The sequence below is a fragment of the Saccharothrix mutabilis subsp. mutabilis genome, assembly GCF_039521145.1.
In the GTDB taxonomy this organism is placed as follows: Bacteria; Actinomycetota; Actinomycetes; order Mycobacteriales; family Pseudonocardiaceae; genus Actinosynnema; species Actinosynnema mutabilis.
In genome coordinates this window covers 282,290-299,189 of the sequence record NZ_BAAABU010000004.1, presented here as the reverse complement: position 1 = coordinate 299,189, position 16,900 = coordinate 282,290, and the positions used below count along the sequence as shown (strand labels likewise).

The window sequence follows — 16,900 nt, the reverse complement described above, 5'->3', positions numbered from 1 at the left end:
TAGGAGTGCCGAGGAATATGGCCATGTCCAAACGCCGGCGGGCGATCCTGTTCCGCCGGGCGCAGTACGCGCTGCTGATCGTGATCGTCGCGCTGATCGCGGTGTTCGCGGACTGGGAAGACCTCCGGCGGTCGTTCTTCGACGTCGACACCGCGGCCAAGATGTTCCCGACCGTCATCCAGACGGCGCTGGTGAACACGATCATCTACAGCGCCTTCGGCTTCGCGATCGGCCTCGGCCTCGGCCTGCTGCTGGCGCTGATGAAGCTGTCGCCGGTGGCGCCCTGGCGGTGGATCGCGACCGGGTACATCGAGTTCTTCCGCGGCGTGCCCGCGCTGCTGGTGTTCGTGGCGCTGAGCGTGGCGGTGCCGCTGGCGTTCGGCCTGAAGTTCGACATCAACTCGACCGCCGGGCTCGCGCTGGGCATCGTCGGCTCGGCCTACATCGCCGAGACGATCCGCGCGGGCATCCTCGCGGTGCCCAAGGGGCAGATCGAGGCGGCGCGGTCGCTGGGCATGTCGCCCGGCCGCACGCTGGTGACCGTGACGATCCCGCAGGCGTTCCGGATCATCCTGCCCCCGCTGACCAACGAGCTGATCATGCTGATCAAGGACTCGTCGCTGATCAGCGTCGTCGGCCTGACCGCGGCGGACTACGAGCTGACCAAGTTCGGCCGCGAGACGCTGAGCCGGTCGCCGTCGCTGACGCCGCTGCTGGTCGCGGGCCTGTGCTACCTGATCATCACGCTGCCGCTGGGTCAGCTGTCGCGGCGCTTGGAGAAGCGGACCGGCGGTCGGAAGATCGGCACGCCGGAGTCGAGCGGGCTGGGGGTGTCGGCATGAGTTCTCCCGTCGCCGAAGTCGCGGTGGAGATCACCGGGCTGAAGAAGTCGTTCGGGCCGCTGGACGTGCTGAAGGGCATCGACGTCACGGTCGCGCGCGGCGAGGTCGTGTGCATCATCGGGCCGTCCGGCTCGGGCAAGTCGACGTTGCTGCGGTGCGTGAACCTGCTGGAGGAGCCGACCGACGGCAAGATCGTCGTCAACGGCGTCGAGCTGACCGACCCGGACTGCGACATCGACGCGGCCCGGACCCGGATCGGCATGGTGTTCCAGGGCTTCAACCTGTTCTCGCACCTGAGCGTGCTGAACAACCTGACCGTCGCGCAGCGGAAGGTGCTCAAGCGCGGCGAGAAGGAGGCGCAGTCGATCGCGCTGCGCAACCTGGAGCGGGTCGGGCTGGCGGAGAAGGTCAACGCCATGCCGGCTCAGCTGTCCGGTGGGCAGCAGCAGCGGGTGGCGATCGCGCGGGCGCTGTCGATGGACCCGTCGGTGATGCTGTTCGACGAGCCGACGTCGGCGCTGGACCCCGAGCTGGTCGGGGACGTGCTGGGCGTGATGCGGGCGTTGGCCGACGAGGGCATGACCATGCTCGTGGTGACGCACGAGATGCAGTTCGCGCGCGAGGTGGCCGACCGGGTGCTGTTCATGGACGGCGGGTACGTGGTCGAGGAGGGCCCGGCGGCGCAGGTCATCGGGGACCCGCAGCACGAGCGGACGCAGTCGTTCCTGGCGCGCGTGCTCGACCCGACCCACCAGGGGCCTTCGGCGTGAGTCCGGCTGGCGCGTGGGTTCGGCGGCGGGTGCGTTAGTTGGACGGGCGCGTGAGCCCGGCGGCGAGCGCGTGAGTTGGACGGGCGCGTGAGTTCGGCGGCGAGCGCGTGAGTCCGGCGGCGGGCGCGGCGTAACTTTCCGCTTTTTGGTGCGTTCGCTTGCGGGCGATCTTGGGTTGCCCGCATTGTCGATCACATGACCGAGACGGGCGCGCGCGGACTGGACGTGTTCGACCCCAGTCCGCCGCGCGCCTTCCGGATGGCCGCCGCGGACGTGTTGCGCGGGTTGGGCGAGGGCGCGTTCCGGCTGGGGTTGCGGCGGCCGTCGGTGCCGCCGGTGATCCGGGTGGAGGACCGGTTCCTGACCGGGGTGCTCGACCTGCGGGCCGTGGAGCTGAACTACCTGCTCGAATTCGTGCGCTGCCGGTTCGAGGAGGTGCCGGACCTGCGGCAGGGGCGGTTGGCCGGGGTGGTGTTCTCCGGGTGCCGGTTGCCCGGCGTGTGGGGGCGGAACCTCAGCAGTGCCAACGAGGTGTCGTTGTCGGGGAGCACCGTCGAAGGGCTCGTGGACCTGACCGACGCCGACATCGCTGGGTCGCTGGTGTTGCGCGATGCGCGGTTGCTGGCGCCGGTCGCCGGCGGACTGGCCCTGCACGCGGACCGGGTGAAGTTGGCCGGGGCTCTGTTGGCGCAGGGCGTGTCGGTGTCCGGCGAGCTGCGGATGGCCGGGGCCCAGGTGGGCGGCAACTGCAACTTCTCCAGTGGATCGTTGAACAATCCCCATGCTCACGCGGTGAACGCGACGGGCGTGCACGTGGGCGGAAACCTCTTGTTCAACAATTCCACAATCTTCGGCACGGTCCTGTTGGCGAACGCCCGGGTCGACTCGGCGCTGACCCTGAGGGGCGCGTCGGTGGCGGCGGGGAAGGTCGACGAGGAGGCGGGCCTGGACCCGCACGCGGACCCGACGTCGACGGTGGTGCTGGACCGGGCGACGGTGGACGGGGACGTGCAGCTGGACCGGGAGTTCAGCAGCTCGGGCACGGTGCGGATGGTGAACGCGCGGCTGGGCGGCACCTTGTCGCTGTCCGGCGGCCACTTCGACGCCCAGGACCACGGGCTCGTGGTCGGGGGCGGGAACGGGGACGGGCCGGCGGTCGAACTCGACTCGGCGGAGGCCGCGGGCGCGGCGGGCGGGCATGGATCCGGTGAGGCGGCGGGCGCGGCGGGCGGGCATGGATCCGATGAGGCGGCGGGCGCGGCGGGCGGGCATGGATCCGGTGAGGCGGCTGGGGATGAGGCCGCGGGCTCTGGCTGGGCCGCACGGGTCGAGGCGGCGCGGACGGCTGCGGTGGGGTTGGCCGGGACCGTGCGGGCGCGGGTGGGCAGGGAGTTCAGCGAGACCGCGCCCGTGCGGGCGGAGAGCGCGCTTGAGTCGGCCGGGGGAGTTTCCGGGCGTGCGCCTGGACAAGAGCGAGGACGAGCGTCGGAGCCCGTTGCCGGCCGGGCCTCGATCACGGGTGCTGATGGTGCGTCGGGCGCGGCCGCTGGTGGTGGTGCGTCGGGCGCGGCCGCTGGTGGTGGTGCGTCGGGCGCGGGCGCTGGTGGGGATACGTCGGGCGTGGCCTCCGGCCCCCGGATCGATCGTCTCATGGGGGACCGACAGTCCGGTGGGAAGCGGGTCGCTGAGCCGATCGGGTTCGGGCGGGCGTTGCACCTCGACGGGGCTCAGGTGGGTGGGGACGTCGTTGCCCGGCAGGCGTTCTTCCGCGGGCAGATCCGGATGGTGGACCTCCAGGTCAAGGGCAGCCTCACCCTCGACGGGTCGGCGCTGGACAACCCCCGCGCCGACGCGGTGCTCGGCAACCGGTCGCACATCGGGAGCAACCTGACCGCTCGGGAGGTCGAGGTCGCCGGCGGGCTGGAGCTGCGGGGTGTGCAGATCGGCGCGAACCTCGATCTGCGGGGCAGTCGGATCACGCAACCCGGCCGGTACCGGCACATGCCCGCCGGGAAGCCCTCGTTGGACGTCGGGGGCGGGGTCATCGGGCGGGACCTGATCTGTGCCGGCGGGGCCAAGGAGTTCGTCGCGCACGGCGGGGTTCGGGCTCGGCGCGCGCAGGTCGGGCGGATGGCCAACTTCAACGGGGCCGTGTTGGGCGACAAGCTCGACAGCCATGCGTTGAACGCGCTCGGGTTGCAGGTCCAAGAGCTGGTGCTCACGCCGGTCAGTCCGCCGCGTGGGGACGTGACGTTGCGGCAAGTCCGCTGCACATCGCTGGACGACAACGAGACCTTCTGGTCCGCCACCGGCTGGATCGACCTCGAAGAGTTCCGCTACGACTCGCTGCGCAACCCGATCGACCTGCGCGACGACGACGAGGTGAACCGCCGCCTGCGCTGGCTCCGCCAAGCCATGCGGCGCAGCTACCGGCCCGGACCCTACGACCAGTTCGCCGAGATGCTCCGCGCGTGCGGCAACGACGAGCACGCCGCGACCGTCCTGGTCGAGAAGCAGCGCCTGCGCTACCGGGCCGTCGCCGAGGGACGGCGGTGGCTCCGGCCGCTCGTGCTGCTGTGGAGCTGGTTGCAGCGGTCGATGGTCGGGTACGGGTACCGGCCGGCTCGCGCGCTCGCGTGGCTCGTGGTGTCCTGGGTGCTGGGCAGTGTCTGGTTCTCCGTCGGGCCGCCGCTGGAGGTGATCAACTCCGATGACCGCCTGCCGTGGAACCCGTGGCTGTTCACGATCGACCTGGTGGTGCCGATCGTGGACTTCGGCAACAAGAACCGGTGGCAGCTGGCCGGCGCCTCGCAGTGGATCGGGGCCGGGTTGATCGTCACCGGGTGGGTGCTGGCCACGACGGTAGCGGCGGGTCTGACGCGGATGCTCAAGCGCTGACCGCGTTTTTGCGGGTGGGGGGTGCCGGTTTGGCGGATTTCCACATCGGACGTTCCAGTGCTGAGGTCGAACCATGGTCGTCGTCGAGTCCACCGACTTGTTCGTCGGCTCCCTGCAGATCGTCCGCGTGCGCACCGCCGACCACGAAGGGCCGGTGCACGTCCACGTCGAGGGTGCGGGAGTCCGAAGTGCCCGCCACGGCACGGACGTCGAACCGGGGCTGTTCGGCTACGAGGTCCCGGTCGACGTGTCCGGCCACCCGCCCGGCACCGTCCTGCCCGCGCGGGCGGTCGTGCGGCACGGCGACGAGCGGCACGAGGTCGACTTCGACCTCACCGTGGCCGAGCGCGGCCGGACGCTGCACCTGGTCGCCCAGGCCACGTCCGTGCCGGAGGTCCGCGCGCACCTCGAACTCGCGCTGGCCGACCCGTCCTACCGGTTCGGCCTGCCGGCGAGCGTGGTGGAGCCCTACCTCGACACGCGCCCGCAGGACCGCGAACCGCTGACCGCCCTGGTCGACCAGAACCGGGTCGAACTGGTCGACCGGCTCCTGCCCGCGAACAGCGCACCGGTCGAGGACGCCGAAACCCTCGCCGACGCCGAGCGCGCCGCCTACGAACGGTTGCGCGACGGCCAGTCCGCGCTGGTCGGCGCGGGACGTTGGTTCGCCCGGATCCACCACGACTGGAACTCGCGCTACTCGTCACCGCGGTTCGTGTGCTCGCTGCCGCAGGACGTGCCGGTGCCGCAAGGGATCGAGCTGCGCGCGGCGACGCGGGCGGTGGAGGAGGCGGAGGCGTTCGCGTCGCTCGTCGCCGAACCCCCGGAGGACGTCCTGGCCCACGCCCGCGCCCGGCTCGCGGACGACGCGGACCCTCGGGTGTCGTTGCGGGAGGCCCACTTCCTCGCGACCGAGGTGCGGTCCCAGGTCCTGCACCAGCTTTCGTCCATTGTGGACACGGTTGGTGACGGCGTGCCGGTGGTCGTGTGGAACCCGTTGGCGCGCAAGCGGTCCGGCATGGTCGAGGTCCGGCTGGAGGACGACCTGGCCGAGGTGTCCGTGGTGTCGGCGGACGGCGCGCACCCGTGCGCCCACGAAGGCCACACGGTCGTCTTCCACGCCGGGGACGTGCCCGCCCTGGGGTGGAAGGTGTTCCACCTCACCGGCGGGCCCTCGCGGGGCTGGACGCGCGGCGGCGGCGCCCAGATCGCCAACTCCGCCCACCTCCTGACCGTCGACCCGGCGCGCGGCGGCGTGGTGACCAGCCTGGTGCGACTGGTGGACGAGGCGGAACTGCTCGCGCCCGCCGTCGGCAACGACCTCGGCACGACGACCCCGGCGACGGTGACCGTGTGGCACAGCCCGGTCGGCGAACGCGTCGTCGTGCGCGGGCGGGCCGGTGGCGTGGCGTACGCGCAGACCCTGACGCTGTGGGAGGGCGTCGACTGGGTGGACTGCGTGACCTCGGTGGACGACATCGCGGGCGAGGTCCGCATCACCTGGCCCGGCGTCGAGGAGGTGGTGCGGCCGGCGGACTTCCCGCAGCAGCAGACCGTCGAGTACGCCGTCCCGTGCGGCGATCCGGCGCGGGCGGCCGAGGAGTGCGCGCACCCGCTGACGGCCGTGGTGGGCGTGGACGGGTCGGGGCGGCTGCCCGCGTGCGGGTCGCTGGACGAGCCGGCGGACGTCGGACCGGTCGTCGTGTCGAGCGAGCCCGGGATCCCGCTGTTCGCCGACCACCTGCGGCACGAGCGGGGTCCGGCGCTGGGCCGGCCGCCGGTGGGCGTGCGGTTCCGGGGTGCCGACGAAGTGGTGGTGACGGCGTCGGCCGAGGTGTCGGGCGAGGTCCGGCTGGTCGCGCCGCCGGGCTGGTCGGTCGAACCGGCGGCGGTGCCGTTCGCGCTGCCGCCCGGTGGGTCGGCGCGGTCGGCGGTGTCGGTCGGGCGACCGCGGTCGGCCGCGCCCGGCCTGTACCCGGTGCGGGCGCGGGTGGACGCCGGTCGGGTCGTGGAGGACGTGCTGCTGGTGGACGTGCCCGAGTGGGGCGGGTCGCCGCTGGACGACGGGCCCGTGCAGCCGCTGTGGTTCGCGCGGGCGCCGGAGCCGCTGCGGCTGCGCCCCGGCGAGCGGGCCGAGGTGCCGGTGGCCGTGGCGTCGGCGTTGTGGGCGGCGGTGGCGGTCGAGGTGCGGCTGGTGAGCCCGTGGGAGACGTGGGACTTCGTGCGGCCACTGGCGCGCGGCGGCGAGGTGCCGGCGCGGGGGCGGGTGGAGTTCGGGTTCGAGGTGGTGGTGCCGCGGTGGGCCACGACCGGGCGGTGGTGGCTGTTCGCGAAGGTCGCCGGGGCGGGGTTGGTGCGGCGGTCGCCGGCCGTGCCGCTGGAGGTCGTGGACTAGCGCCGCCGCGCGAGGCCGGTTCCGAGGCCGTCGAGGAGGGCGTCCAGGCCGTGCTCGAAGGTGTGCTCGGGTGAGGCGTTGTACTCGGCGGCCGGGCTGTCCAGGCGCTCGCGCAGGCGGGGGAACGCCTGCGCGGTCTCGCGGGCCTGAGCGATGACGGCGTCGAGGCGCTCGCGGGCGTCGTCGCCCTCGCGTTCGATGCGGCGGGTGATGGTGATCAGGGCGGACGCGCCCAGGACGTTGCCGAGCACGAAGGTCAGGACGGCGGCGGCGGCGCGGTCCGCCTCGGGGCCTTCGAAACCGGCCGCCTCGAAGACGGCCAGGGCGCGGTCGTCGTAGCGGGCTTTGTTGGGGCCGTGGAACAGATGGGTGCCGAACGCCTGCACGAGCCAGGGGTGCCGGGACAGCATCGCGTGCAGGCTCCGGGCCAGCTCGCGCGCGGCGGTGCGCCAGTCGGCGTCCTCGGGTGGGAGGGCGATCTCCGCCCAGACCTGGTCGCCCGCGAGCACGACCAGGTCGTCCTTGTTCTTGACGTGCCAGTACACGGCGGTGGCCGCCGCGCCGAGCCGCTTGCCCAGGCTGCGCATGTTCAGCCCGTCGAGGCCTTCGTCGTCCAGGAGGTCGATCGCGGTCCGGACGATCTGGTCCTTGGTCAGCGTCTCGCGGGGCATGCGGCACACCCTAGCTGAACTTAGTTCAAGAGATTCTTGCACTTTGTTCAAGTCGAGCGCTACGGTTCGCTTGCACTTAGTTCAAGTCGAGTCCGGGGAGCACCGATGAACACCGTTGTCGCCGTCATGCAGCTGCTGGTCGCCGCCGCTTTCGTGTCCATCCCGCTGGTGCGCCACCGCTTCGGCCCGACCGCCACCGCGACCGCCCACGCCGAGCTGGCGCGCCAGGGGGTGCGGCCGGGGGTGCTGGCGGAGAACGGGATGCGGTTCGACGCCGGCGGCCACGAGACGGCGGTGCCGGTCGCCGTCGCCGCCGTGATGACCGGCCTGGCCGCGCTGAACCTGGCCGGCAGCGGCTGGGCCGCGCCGCTGACCTGGGTGTTCCAGGCGATCGTGCTGCTGGGCAACGGCGTGATCCTCTACAGCAACCTGACCGCCGCGAAGTCCGTGCGGGCCGCGTTCCTGCGCAAGGGCGACCCGGAACTGGCCCGTGTCGACGTCCCGGCCCTGCTCAAGGCCGCCGAGGACGGGTTCCCGGCGTGGACGTGGGTGCTGCAGAACGTCCGCCACGTCGTGGTGTTCGGCGCTTCGCTGGTCGCCCTCGCCGTCCTGGCCTGACCCGCCGCCGAAACGCGGCGAGCCCGCCCGGCGTGGTGACCGGGCGGGCTCGACGGTGGTGCGACCGTCCTCAGTGGACGGCGACGGGCTTGACCCTCGGGTTGTCCTCGTCCACGTGGTAGTCCTCGGCGTCGGTCTCGTCGGTGCCGTTGAACACCCGCAGGCGCTTGGCCACGACCGTCACGAGGACGGCGACCAGCAGGTTCGCCACGACGGCCACCGCGCCCACGTAGATCTGGGTGGTGGAGCCGGCGAACGGGTGCCAGCCGAACAGCGACAGCTTGTCCAGCGCCAGCGCGGAACCACCGAAGTGCGGGCGCTTCCCGTCGGCGCTGGGGATGCCGTAGAGCAGCCACATGCCCCAGCCCATGCCCACGACCCAGCCCGCGATGAGGCCGTAGACGTGGAACCACCGGGTGTAGAGCGCGATCGCGACGGCGGGCAGCGTCTGCAGGATCATGACGCCGCCGATGAGCTGCAGGTCGATGGAGAACTGCGGGTCGATGAACACGATGAACGCGACCGCGCCGAACTTCACCACCAGCGAGGCGAGCTTGGCCTGCTTGGCCTCCTGCGCCGGGGTGGCGTCCTTCTTCAGGTACTCCTTGTAGATGTTGCGCGTCCACAGGTTCGCCGCGGCGATGGACATGATCGCCGCCGGCACCAGCGCGCCGATGCCGATCGCGGCGAACGCGACCCCCGCGAACCAGGACGGGAACTCCTGGCCGAACAGCTCCGGCACGATGGTGTTGGTGTCCGGGCGGCCGGTGGCCTGGTTGGTGATCGGCTTGACGCCCGCGGTGATCGCGACGAAGCCCAGCATCGCGAGCAGGCCGAGCAGCAGCGAGTACGCGGGCAGCGCCACCATGTTGCGCTTGATGACGTTGCGACCGCGCGAGGCCAGGATGCCGGTCAGCGAGTGCGGGTAGAGGAACAGCGCCAGCGCGGAGCCCAGCGCCAGGGTGGCGTACTGGAGCTGGTTGTTGGCGTTGAGCAGGATGCCGTCGCCCTTGGCCGGCGTCTGGTCGAACTTCGCCTGGGCGCTGTCGAAGATCGCGCCCCAGCCGCCGAACTTGGCGGGCAGGTAGACCACCGCGACCAGGATCACGACGTAGATCAACGTGTCCTTGACGAACGCGATGAGCGCCGGCGCGCGCAGGCCCGACTGGTAGGTGTAGAGCGCCAGGATGACGAAGGCGATGAACAGCGGCGCGTGGCCGAGGACGCCGGCGCCGTTGAGGCCCATGCTGCGCAGCACGGCCTCCAGGCCGACGAGCTGCAGCGCGATGTAGGGCATGGTGGCGACGATGCCGGTGATCGCGACCAGCAGCGCGAGCCAGTGCGAGCCGTAGCGACCGCGCACGAAGTCCGCCGGCGTGACGTAGCCGTGGACGCGGGACACCGACCACATGCGGACCAGCGGCAGGAAGACGATCGGGTACAGGATCACCGTGTACGGCAGGGCGAAGAAGCCCATCGCGCCCGCGCCGAACACCAGCGCGGGGACGGCGACGAACGTGTACGCCGTGTAGAGGTCACCGCCGACCAGGAACCAGGTGATCCACGAGCCGAACTTCCGCCCGCCCAGGCCCCACTCGTCGAGGTGGTCGAGCGTGTCGCCCGCCTTCCAGCGCGCCGCGACGAAGCCGAGCACGGTGACCAGCAGGAACAACGCGCTGAACACCACGAGTTCGGTCCACTGCATCTACTTCGCCCCCTCGTCCAGGTCGTCCACGCCGAGCAGGTCGGGCTTGCCGGTCACGGCCGGCCGGTCCTTCGTCTTCACGTAGACGATGCCGACGCAGATGACGCCCAGCGGGACCCAGACGAACTGGTACCAGTAGAAGAAGGGGAGCCCGAGCAGCCGCGGTTCGTCGGAGTTGAACCACGGGGTGATCAGCATGAGCAGGGGAACCAGGAGGAGCAGGTTCCACCAGCTCCAGCGCAGGCTGGTTTGTCGAGCAGACGGCATGGGTGCCCTCCGTGCGGCCCGGATGACAGGGTGTCGCGCGATGCTAGGCCTCGGGAGGGACGGTCGTCACGGTGTCCGGTGGATTACCTACCGGTGACGTAGTTGAATCGTGATCCTTTTTCACTCACCGCGCAGGGCGGTCACCAGTTGGTGTTCGGCCGTCTCAAAATAGGACTCCAGGGCGGCGACGGCCTGCTGGGTGGCGCCCTTCTCCAGGTGGGCGGCGATCTCGACGTTCAGGGGCAGGTAGGCCTCGTGGAAGCGCTTGGGGTCGTCCATGAGGTGGAAGGCGAGGCGCAGTTCGGCGAGGAGGCGCTCGGCTTCCTCGTTGAGGCGGGAGCTGCCGGCCAGGGCGGTGAGGGCCTGGTGGAACTTGATGTTGTAGGTGCCGACGGCGGTCCAGTCGCCCCGGGTGGCGGCTTCGACGGCGTTGTCCACGGCGGCGCCGACGGCTCGTTTGGCCTCGTCGGTGGCGCGGGGGTAGACGCGCGCGGCGCCGCACTCGATGACGCGGCGGGCGGCGTAGAGGTCGGCGATGTCCTGCCAGGTGGGCTTACGGACGAAGACGCCCTTGCTGTACTCGTGGACGAGCAGGCGCTCGTGGGTGAGCAGGCGGAAGGCCTCGCGGAGGGTGTTGCGGGAGACGCGGAGGGCGTCGCCGAGGGCCTTCTCGTTGAGCTGCTGGCCGGGGCGGATCTCGCCGCCGAGGACGCTGGCGCGGAGCTTGTCGGCGACCTTCTCCGCTGTGCTGGACCGGTCGATGTCGGCGCGGTCGCCGGCGAGGGTGCGCAGCCAGTCGTCCGCGTCCAGGCTCGTCATGCGGCGAGTCTATCGGTGAACAGGTCAATCGGAGTATTGCTGGATTGTTGAACAATCCCTACATTGAACAATGCTGGTTGGGCTGTGGGGCGGCGGGCTGGTCGGGGCCGGCAGGCGAGCGCGCAGCGCGGCAGGTAGGCAGCGCGGCAGGCGGGCAGGTGGCGCGGCGGGCAGGTGGCGCGGCGGGCAGGTGGCGCGGCGGGCGAGTGGCGCGGCGGGCGGGTGGATGGGTGTTCGCCTGGCGGGAGGAGGGGTGGAGGGTGGATTTGAATGCTGATCTCGGGGAAGGGTTCGGGCGGTGGGAGGTTGGGGATGATCTTCGGTTGTTGGGGGTCGTCACCAGTGCCAACGTCGCCTGCGGGTTCCACGCCGGCGATCCCGTGATCATGCGGCGGACCTGTGAGGCTGCTGCTGCTCGTGGCGTCTCGGTCGGGGCGCATGTCGGGTATCGGGACCTTGCCGGGTTCGGGCGGCGGTTCGTGGATGTCGAGCCTGCCGTTCTCACCGCCGAAGTGCTCTACCAGCTCGGCGGGTTGGACGCTTGCGCGCGGGCGGCCGGTACGCGGATCGCATACGTCAAGCCGCATGGAGCCCTCTACAACGCGCTGGGCACGCACGAAGCGCAGGCCGACGCGGTGGTCGACGCGGTCCGCGCGTTCGACCCCTCGCTCCCCGTGCTCGGACTGCCCGGAGCGGTGTGGTTGAAGCGGGCCGAGGTGGCGGGGCTGCCGGTTCGGTATGAGGCCTTCGCGGATCGGGCGTACACCGCGATGGGGACTCTGGTCGACCGGCGACGACCCGGAGCCGTCCTGCACTCGGCGGTGGAGATCGCTGAGCGGTGTGTGGCAATCGCGGTTGACGGGCATGTGCGGTCGATTGACGGGCACCTTGTCCGGCTGCGGGTTCACTCGATCTGCGTTCATGGCGACACGCCGGGAGCCGTGGGCATTGCGCGGGCGGTTCGGGAGGCGTTGACGGGAGCCGGGGTGGGCGTCGCCGCGATGGGCACCGACAACGCCCGGGTCGGTGCCTGAGAGTCAACGGTCGGGGGTGGTGACGGACCGCCCGGTTCGCCAGGATCGATGGGTGATCAGGCGAATGCGCAGCGTGATGGCGATGGTGGTCGGGATCGGCGTGCTGGGGCTTCCCGCCGTGGCTTCGGCGGAGGAGGCCGGCGCCTGCTTCGACACCAGTGCGCCGTTGACCGTCGAAGAACAGCGGTTGGACGACTCGTTGGCGCCCGGGCTCCCCGCCGTCGGACCGGAACTGGTGCGGCTGGGCGGGTTCGAGCCGGTCGTGCGGCGGTTCGCCGCTCGGCTGTGCGACGTGCGGACGCGGGCCGGCGCGGAGGGCCTCACCGCCGAAGCCGGGCGTGAACTGTGGCGGAGCGCGGTCGACCGCGCCAAGGGCGAGCACGAGTGGGACGCCTACGACGACCGTCCCCTCTACTGGGCACGCCTCCAGCTCACCTCGTCCGTGCGGCAGTGGCGACCTCGGTTCCCGCTCTCCGCAGGCGACCGCGCCCGGCTCGTCCGGCGCGTCGACTGGGCGTCGCGCGGCGTGGACGACGTGCGGTTCGGCGGCGTCGAACGGCGGGTCCTGGTCACCGGGTTCGACCCCTTCCAGCTCAGCGGCACCTCGGTGCGGCGCAGCAACCCCGCCGGCGCTGCCGCGTTGCGCCTGGACGGGACCGTTGTGCAGACCGCCGACGGGCCCGCGCGCGTCGAGGCCGCCGTGCTGCCCGTGCTGTGGGGATCGTTTGACGAGGGGATTGTTGAACGGTTCTACGGGGGAGCGATTCAACAAGGGCTCCAGCCGGACGCGCTCGTGACGGTCAGCCAGGGCCGGCCGGGGCGGTTCGACGTCGAGCGGTGGGCCGCGCGCTGGCGGGGCGGGTTCCCCGACAACAACGACATCGGCGTCCGGGGCACCGTGCCGGACGCGACCGGCTGGCCGCAGCCGGCCCTGGAGTTCATCGAGACCTCCCTGCCCTGGCAGCGGATGGTGGACGCGGGCACCACCCCGTTCCCGGTCAACTACAACCGCTCGTTCTGCGAATGGCCCCTCGGCTCCACCCCCGGCACCGGCACCCCGGTCTGCCGCACCGACGAACCGACCCAGGGCGCGGTCGCCGCGGTCGGCAGCGGCGGCGACTACCTGTCAAACGAATCCATGTACCGCGCCAACCGCGTCCGCCTCGGCCTCGACTCCCCCGCCGCCGGCGGCCACCTGCACACCCCGGTCCTCCGGCAACCCGCCGACCCGACCGCCCTCACCGACGCCGCCTTCGAGGCCGAGCGCAGGGCGATCGCCGACCAGGTCCGCGCCCTGGTTTCAGTAGTCTGACCACCGTGCGGCGCAGGCGGGCGGCGGTGGGTGTCGGACTGCTGTCGCTCGCCCTCCTCACGGGCTGCACCACGCCCGTCCCCGGCACCCCGGACGGCGAGGTCGTCCGCCCCTCGATCACCCCCAGCCGGGAGGAACTGCCCCAGCACGGCCAGTGCACCGACGGCGCGCTGAAGACCGTGCCGTGCACCGAGCCGCACGAGGGCGAGGTCGTCGCCATCGGGCAGTTCACCGGGCTGGGTGACGCCTACCCGAGCGAACGTGACCTCCGCCGCAGCGCGCTCCCCGCGTGCCGCACCGCCCTGGCCGTCTACCTCGGCAGCACCGACCACGACGCGACCCGCCTCCAACCGCAGGTCCTGTGGGTGAGCCGGGACGGTTGGGCGCGCGGCGACCGCTGGCGGCTGTGCACGGTGGTCGAGATCGGCCCCGACGGGCAGCGCAAGAAGCGCACCGGCCCGCTCAAGAGCCTGCTCAAAGCCGAAGGCTTCGCCCAGGTGCAACTGTGCGCGCAGGGCTCACCGGGTGTCGACGAGCAGCTCAAGATCGTCGGCTGCGACACCCAGCACAAGGCCGAGGCCGTGCCCGGCGTCCTCAACATCGGCGCGCACACCGCCCCCACCCCGTCCGAGGAGCAGGTCGACGCCAAGGCGAAGGAGCACTGCGCCGACGCCGTCACCGGGTACGTCGGCGCGCAACGCCCGGACGTCTTCGCCTCCTGGCGCACGTTCGGCAGCCAGGCCTGGTCCGAGGGCTACACCACGGTCGTCTGCTACGCCGAGGCGACGCGACCGTTCACCGGACGCCTCTGGGGCCTGGGCGACAAACCTCTCCCCAACTGACCCACAGGCTGTGCACAGCTCCATCCACAACCTGTGGACAACTACCGCCGGCGCAGCGCCACAACGAGCAGCAGCACCCCGACCGCGACCGGCGCGCCGCTCTCCAGCACGGGCCTGAGCACCGGCAACGGCGGGAAGTAGCCCAGCTCGTAGGCCACCGACACGGCCACCGCGGTCAGTCCACCGACCAGCGGCGCGCTTGGGGACAGCCGCCCCAAGGTCATCAACCCCACCAGCAGTCCCGCCAGTCCCAGGCCCACCAGCCCGCGCCAGCGCACCTCGTCGAACTGGTCGATCCCGTACCCCCACGCGAACGCCCCCGCCACCACCAGCGCGGGCCCGAGGACCACCCCGAGGACGTGCCACCACCACCGGGTGCGAGGACGCTCCGGCACCGGGGACGCGCTCTCGGGCGGCGTGGCGCCCGGCGCCACCGGGTAGTAGCGCACGATGCCGGTCTGCGGTCCGACCTGCACGTCGCGAGGCCTGTCGAAGTGGAGGCCGCCGGGCAGGTCCTCCTGCTGGGTCACACTCCATTGGTACCTCCGGACCAGCCGGAAATCACCCGCAGTCACCAAAAAGAGACCCCTTCGGGGGCCTCGACAGGAAAAACCCGGTGGACGCCGTTGTCCACCGGGTCTCACGCACCCCTGACGACCTCAGCCGAGGCGCTGCTTCAGGGACTCCAACTCGTCGCGCAGCGAGGTCGGGACCTTCTCGCCGATCTTCGCGAACCACTCCTCGATCAACGGGATCTCGGCGCGCCACTCGTCGGCGTTGAACTCCAGCGCCGCCTCGACGTCCTCGCGCGGCGCGTCCAGACCGGTCAGGTCGAGCTCCTCGGCGGTCGGCACGTGGCCGATCGGCGTCTCCTGCGCGGCGGCCTTGCCCTCGATGCGCTCGATGGCCCACTTCAGCACGCGCGAGTTCTCGCCGAACCCGGGCCACAGGAAGCGCTTGTCCTCGCCCCGGCGGAACCAGTTGACGTAGAAGATCTTCGGCAGCTTGTCCGCGTCGGCCGACTTGCCGGTGTCGATCCAGTGCTGGAAGTAGTCACCGGCGTTGTAGCCGATGAACGGCAGCATCGCCATCGGGTCGCGGCGCACGACGCCGACCTGGCCGACCGCCGCCGCGGTGGTCTCGCTGGACAGCGTCGCGCCCATGAACACGCCGTGCTGCCAGTCGCGGGACTGGGTGATCAGCGGGACGGTGGTCGCGCGGCGACCGCCGAAGAAGATCGCCGAGATCGGGACGCCCTTCGGGTCCTCCCACTCGGGGGCCTTGATGTCGCACTGCGCGATCGGCGTGCAGTAGCGCGAGTTCGGGTGCGAGGACAGCTCGTCCGAGTCCGGCGTCCAGTCCTGCTTCTTCCACGAGGTCAGGTGGGCCGGCGGCTCGCCCATGCCCTCCCACCACACGTCGCCGTCGTCGGTCAGCGCCACGTTGGTGAAGAGCGAGTTGCCCTTCTCGATGGTGCGCATCGCGTTGGGGTTGGTGTGGTAGTCGGTGCCCGGCGCGACGCCGAAGAACCCGTTCTCCGGGTTCACCGCGTACAGGCGGCCGTCCTCGCCGAAGCGCATCCAGGCGATGTCGTCGCCGAGGGTCTCGACCTTCCAGCCCGGGATGGTCGGCTCCAGCATGGCGAGGTTGGTCTTGCCGCAGGCGCTCGGGAACGCGGCGGCGACGTAGTACGCCTTGTTCTCCGGCGAGGTCAGCTTGAGGATCAGCATGTGCTCGGCGAGCCAGCCCTCGTCGCGCGCCATCACCGAGGCGATGCGCAGCGAGTAGCACTTCTTGCCGAGCAGGGCGTTGCCGCCGTAACCCGAGCCGAACGACCAGATCGTCCGCTCCTCGGGGAAGTGGGTGATGTACTTCGTCTCGTTGCACGGCCACGGCACGTCGGCCTGGCCGGGCTCCAGCGGCGCGCCGATCGAGTGCAGCGCCTTGACGAACTCGGCGTCCTCGCCGAAGCGGGCCAGCGCCTTGGTGCCCATGCGGGTCATGATGTGCATCGAGACGACGACGTACTCGGAGTCGGTGATCTCGACGCCCAGCATCGGCTTCTCGGCGTCCAGCGGGCCCATGCAGAAGGGGATCACGTACATCGTGCGACCGCGCATCGAGCCGCGGTACAGCTCGGTCATGATCGCCTTCATCTCGGCCGGGTCCATCCAGTTGTTCGTGGCGCCGGCGTCGGCCTCGTCCACCGAACAGATGAAGGTGCGCTCCTCGACCCGCGCGACGTCGGTGGGGTCGGAGGCGGCCCAGAACGAGTTGGGTTTCTTCTTGAGCGGGACGAACGTCCCGGCGTCCACCAGTTTGGCGGTCAGGCGGTTCCATTCGTCCTGGGAACCGTCGGCCCAGACGACCTCGTCGGGGCAGGTCAGCTCGGCGACCTCCCGCACCCAGGACAGCAGGCGCGCGTGGTTGGTAGGTGCGTGGTCGAGACCGGGAATGGTCACTGCCGTCATCTCGTCTCGTCTCCTAGCTGAGCGCCAGCCCACGTGGACGCCGTTGTCCTGGTGGGACGTCCTCGGGAATGGCTCCGCCCGCCCGGTGGAGGGCGTGCCGTTTAAGGGGATAGACGGAGGTTAGCCGGGTTAATCCTCGGTAACGCACGTCTGACCTGTCGGCTCTCTCACAAAACCGATTCTGGAATCGATTCAGCACCCGATCATCACAAACCCGCCTGTGACCTGGGCTTTAGTTCCGGGAATGCAAGGGCAC

The 16,900-nt window shown here is 71.1% G+C and carries 14 protein-coding genes; 8 read left to right on the top strand and 6 right to left on the bottom strand.

The window, feature by feature from the left end; all coding sequences use genetic code 11:
- Nucleotides 1–17: 17 nt before the first annotated feature.
- The 4 genes from ABD126_RS12345 to ABD126_RS12330 all read left to right on the top strand — a co-directional run bounded on the left by ABD126_RS12345 (nucleotide 18) and on the right by ABD126_RS12330 (nucleotide 6,905).
- A complete protein-coding gene (locus tag ABD126_RS12345) occupies nucleotides 18–842 on the top strand; it encodes an amino acid ABC transporter permease (protein WP_343933906.1) in 825 nt (274 codons plus the stop codon).
- Complete coding sequence (locus ABD126_RS12340) at nucleotides 839–1,612, top strand: amino acid ABC transporter ATP-binding protein (RefSeq protein ID WP_343933905.1); 774 nt, start codon at nucleotides 839–841, stop codon at nucleotides 1,610–1,612. Before ABD126_RS12345 ends, ABD126_RS12340 begins: the two co-directional genes overlap by 4 nt.
- Before the next feature lie 195 nt (nucleotides 1,613–1,807).
- Nucleotides 1,808–4,510, top strand: a complete 2,703-nt coding sequence (locus ABD126_RS12335) for a hypothetical protein (protein ID WP_343933904.1) — start codon at nucleotides 1,808–1,810, stop codon at nucleotides 4,508–4,510.
- Nucleotides 4,511–4,583: 73 nt separating this feature from the next.
- Nucleotides 4,584–6,905 (top strand): NEW3 domain-containing protein, encoded by a 2,322-nt coding sequence (locus ABD126_RS12330; protein ID WP_343933903.1) that lies wholly within the window; start codon nucleotides 4,584–4,586, stop codon nucleotides 6,903–6,905.
- Here ABD126_RS12330 and ABD126_RS12325 read toward each other — a convergent pair.
- The gene (locus tag ABD126_RS12325) at nucleotides 6,902–7,576 is read right to left on the bottom strand and encodes a TetR/AcrR family transcriptional regulator (protein ID WP_343933902.1); all 675 of its coding nucleotides are present in this window, start codon (nucleotides 7,574–7,576) and stop codon (nucleotides 6,902–6,904) included. The two genes, ABD126_RS12330 and ABD126_RS12325, sit on opposite strands and share 4 nt — an antisense overlap.
- Before the next feature lie 105 nt (nucleotides 7,577–7,681).
- Here ABD126_RS12325 and ABD126_RS12320 point away from each other — a divergent pair, with 105 nt between their 5' ends.
- On the top strand, nucleotides 7,682–8,194 hold the full coding sequence (locus tag ABD126_RS12320) for a hypothetical protein (protein WP_343933901.1): 513 nt from the start codon (nucleotides 7,682–7,684) through the stop codon (nucleotides 8,192–8,194).
- Nucleotides 8,195–8,264: 70 nt separating this feature from the next.
- On the opposite strand, the gene mctP is transcribed toward ABD126_RS12320, so the two are convergent.
- The 3 genes from mctP to ABD126_RS12305 all read right to left on the bottom strand — a co-directional run bounded on the left by mctP (nucleotide 8,265) and on the right by ABD126_RS12305 (nucleotide 10,985).
- The gene (gene mctP, locus ABD126_RS12315) at nucleotides 8,265–9,899 is read right to left on the bottom strand and encodes a monocarboxylate uptake permease MctP (protein ID WP_343933900.1); all 1,635 of its coding nucleotides are present in this window, start codon (nucleotides 9,897–9,899) and stop codon (nucleotides 8,265–8,267) included.
- On the bottom strand, nucleotides 9,900–10,166 hold the full coding sequence (locus tag ABD126_RS12310; protein WP_343933899.1) for a DUF3311 domain-containing protein: 267 nt from the start codon (nucleotides 10,164–10,166) through the stop codon (nucleotides 9,900–9,902).
- 120 nt (nucleotides 10,167–10,286) lie between these two features.
- Complete coding sequence (locus ABD126_RS12305) at nucleotides 10,287–10,985, bottom strand: GntR family transcriptional regulator (RefSeq protein WP_343933898.1); 699 nt, start codon at nucleotides 10,983–10,985, stop codon at nucleotides 10,287–10,289.
- A 260-nt stretch (nucleotides 10,986–11,245) separates the two neighbouring features.
- On the opposite strand from ABD126_RS12305, the gene ABD126_RS12300 reads away from it, so the two are divergent.
- From ABD126_RS12300 to ABD126_RS12290, 3 genes are read left to right on the top strand one after another with little or no spacing between them, the layout of a single operon-like run.
- Entirely contained in the window at nucleotides 11,246–12,019 is a 774-nt protein-coding gene (locus tag ABD126_RS12300; RefSeq protein ID WP_343933897.1) for a LamB/YcsF family protein, read from the top strand.
- Between the two features lie 52 nt (nucleotides 12,020–12,071).
- Nucleotides 12,072–13,331 carry a pyroglutamyl-peptidase I gene (locus ABD126_RS12295; RefSeq protein ID WP_343933896.1) on the top strand — a complete coding sequence of 420 codons (1,260 nt, stop codon included), beginning with the start codon at nucleotides 12,072–12,074 and terminating at the stop codon, nucleotides 13,329–13,331.
- Between the two features lie 5 nt (nucleotides 13,332–13,336).
- Complete coding sequence (locus ABD126_RS12290; protein ID WP_343933895.1) at nucleotides 13,337–14,173, top strand: septum formation family protein; 837 nt, start codon at nucleotides 13,337–13,339, stop codon at nucleotides 14,171–14,173.
- Nucleotides 14,174–14,214: 41 nt separating this feature from the next.
- Here the strand turns inward: ABD126_RS12290 and ABD126_RS12285 are convergent, their stop codons facing one another.
- Nucleotides 14,215–14,703 (bottom strand): hypothetical protein, encoded by a 489-nt coding sequence (locus tag ABD126_RS12285; RefSeq protein WP_343933894.1) that lies wholly within the window; start codon nucleotides 14,701–14,703, stop codon nucleotides 14,215–14,217.
- A gap of 129 nt (nucleotides 14,704–14,832) precedes the next feature.
- The gene (locus ABD126_RS12280) at nucleotides 14,833–16,644 is read right to left on the bottom strand and encodes a phosphoenolpyruvate carboxykinase (GTP) (protein ID WP_343933893.1); all 1,812 of its coding nucleotides are present in this window, start codon (nucleotides 16,642–16,644) and stop codon (nucleotides 14,833–14,835) included.
- Nucleotides 16,645–16,900 lie beyond the last annotated feature (256 nt).

What these genes read in the sequence shown, in the direction of transcription:
- ABD126_RS12305 (WP_343933898.1), bottom strand. Translation starts at nt 10,985, where the DNA reads ATGACGAGCCTGGACGCGGACGACTGGCTGCGCACCCTCGCCGGCGAC.
- ABD126_RS12335 (WP_343933904.1), top strand. Translation starts at nt 1,808, where the DNA reads ATGACCGAGACGGGCGCGCGCGGACTGGACGTGTTCGACCCCAGTCCG.
- ABD126_RS12320 (WP_343933901.1), top strand. Translation starts at nt 7,682, where the DNA reads ATGAACACCGTTGTCGCCGTCATGCAGCTGCTGGTCGCCGCCGCTTTC.
- ABD126_RS12330 (WP_343933903.1), top strand. Translation starts at nt 4,584, where the DNA reads ATGGTCGTCGTCGAGTCCACCGACTTGTTCGTCGGCTCCCTGCAGATC.
- ABD126_RS12310 (WP_343933899.1), bottom strand. Translation starts at nt 10,166, where the DNA reads ATGCCGTCTGCTCGACAAACCAGCCTGCGCTGGAGCTGGTGGAACCTG.
- ABD126_RS12340 (WP_343933905.1), top strand. Translation starts at nt 839, where the DNA reads ATGAGTTCTCCCGTCGCCGAAGTCGCGGTGGAGATCACCGGGCTGAAG.
- ABD126_RS12345 (WP_343933906.1), top strand. Translation starts at nt 18, where the DNA reads ATGGCCATGTCCAAACGCCGGCGGGCGATCCTGTTCCGCCGGGCGCAG.
- mctP (WP_343933900.1), bottom strand. Translation starts at nt 9,899, where the DNA reads ATGCAGTGGACCGAACTCGTGGTGTTCAGCGCGTTGTTCCTGCTGGTC.
- ABD126_RS12325 (WP_343933902.1), bottom strand. Translation starts at nt 7,576, where the DNA reads ATGCCCCGCGAGACGCTGACCAAGGACCAGATCGTCCGGACCGCGATC.
- ABD126_RS12280 (WP_343933893.1), bottom strand. Translation starts at nt 16,644, where the DNA reads ATGACGGCAGTGACCATTCCCGGTCTCGACCACGCACCTACCAACCAC.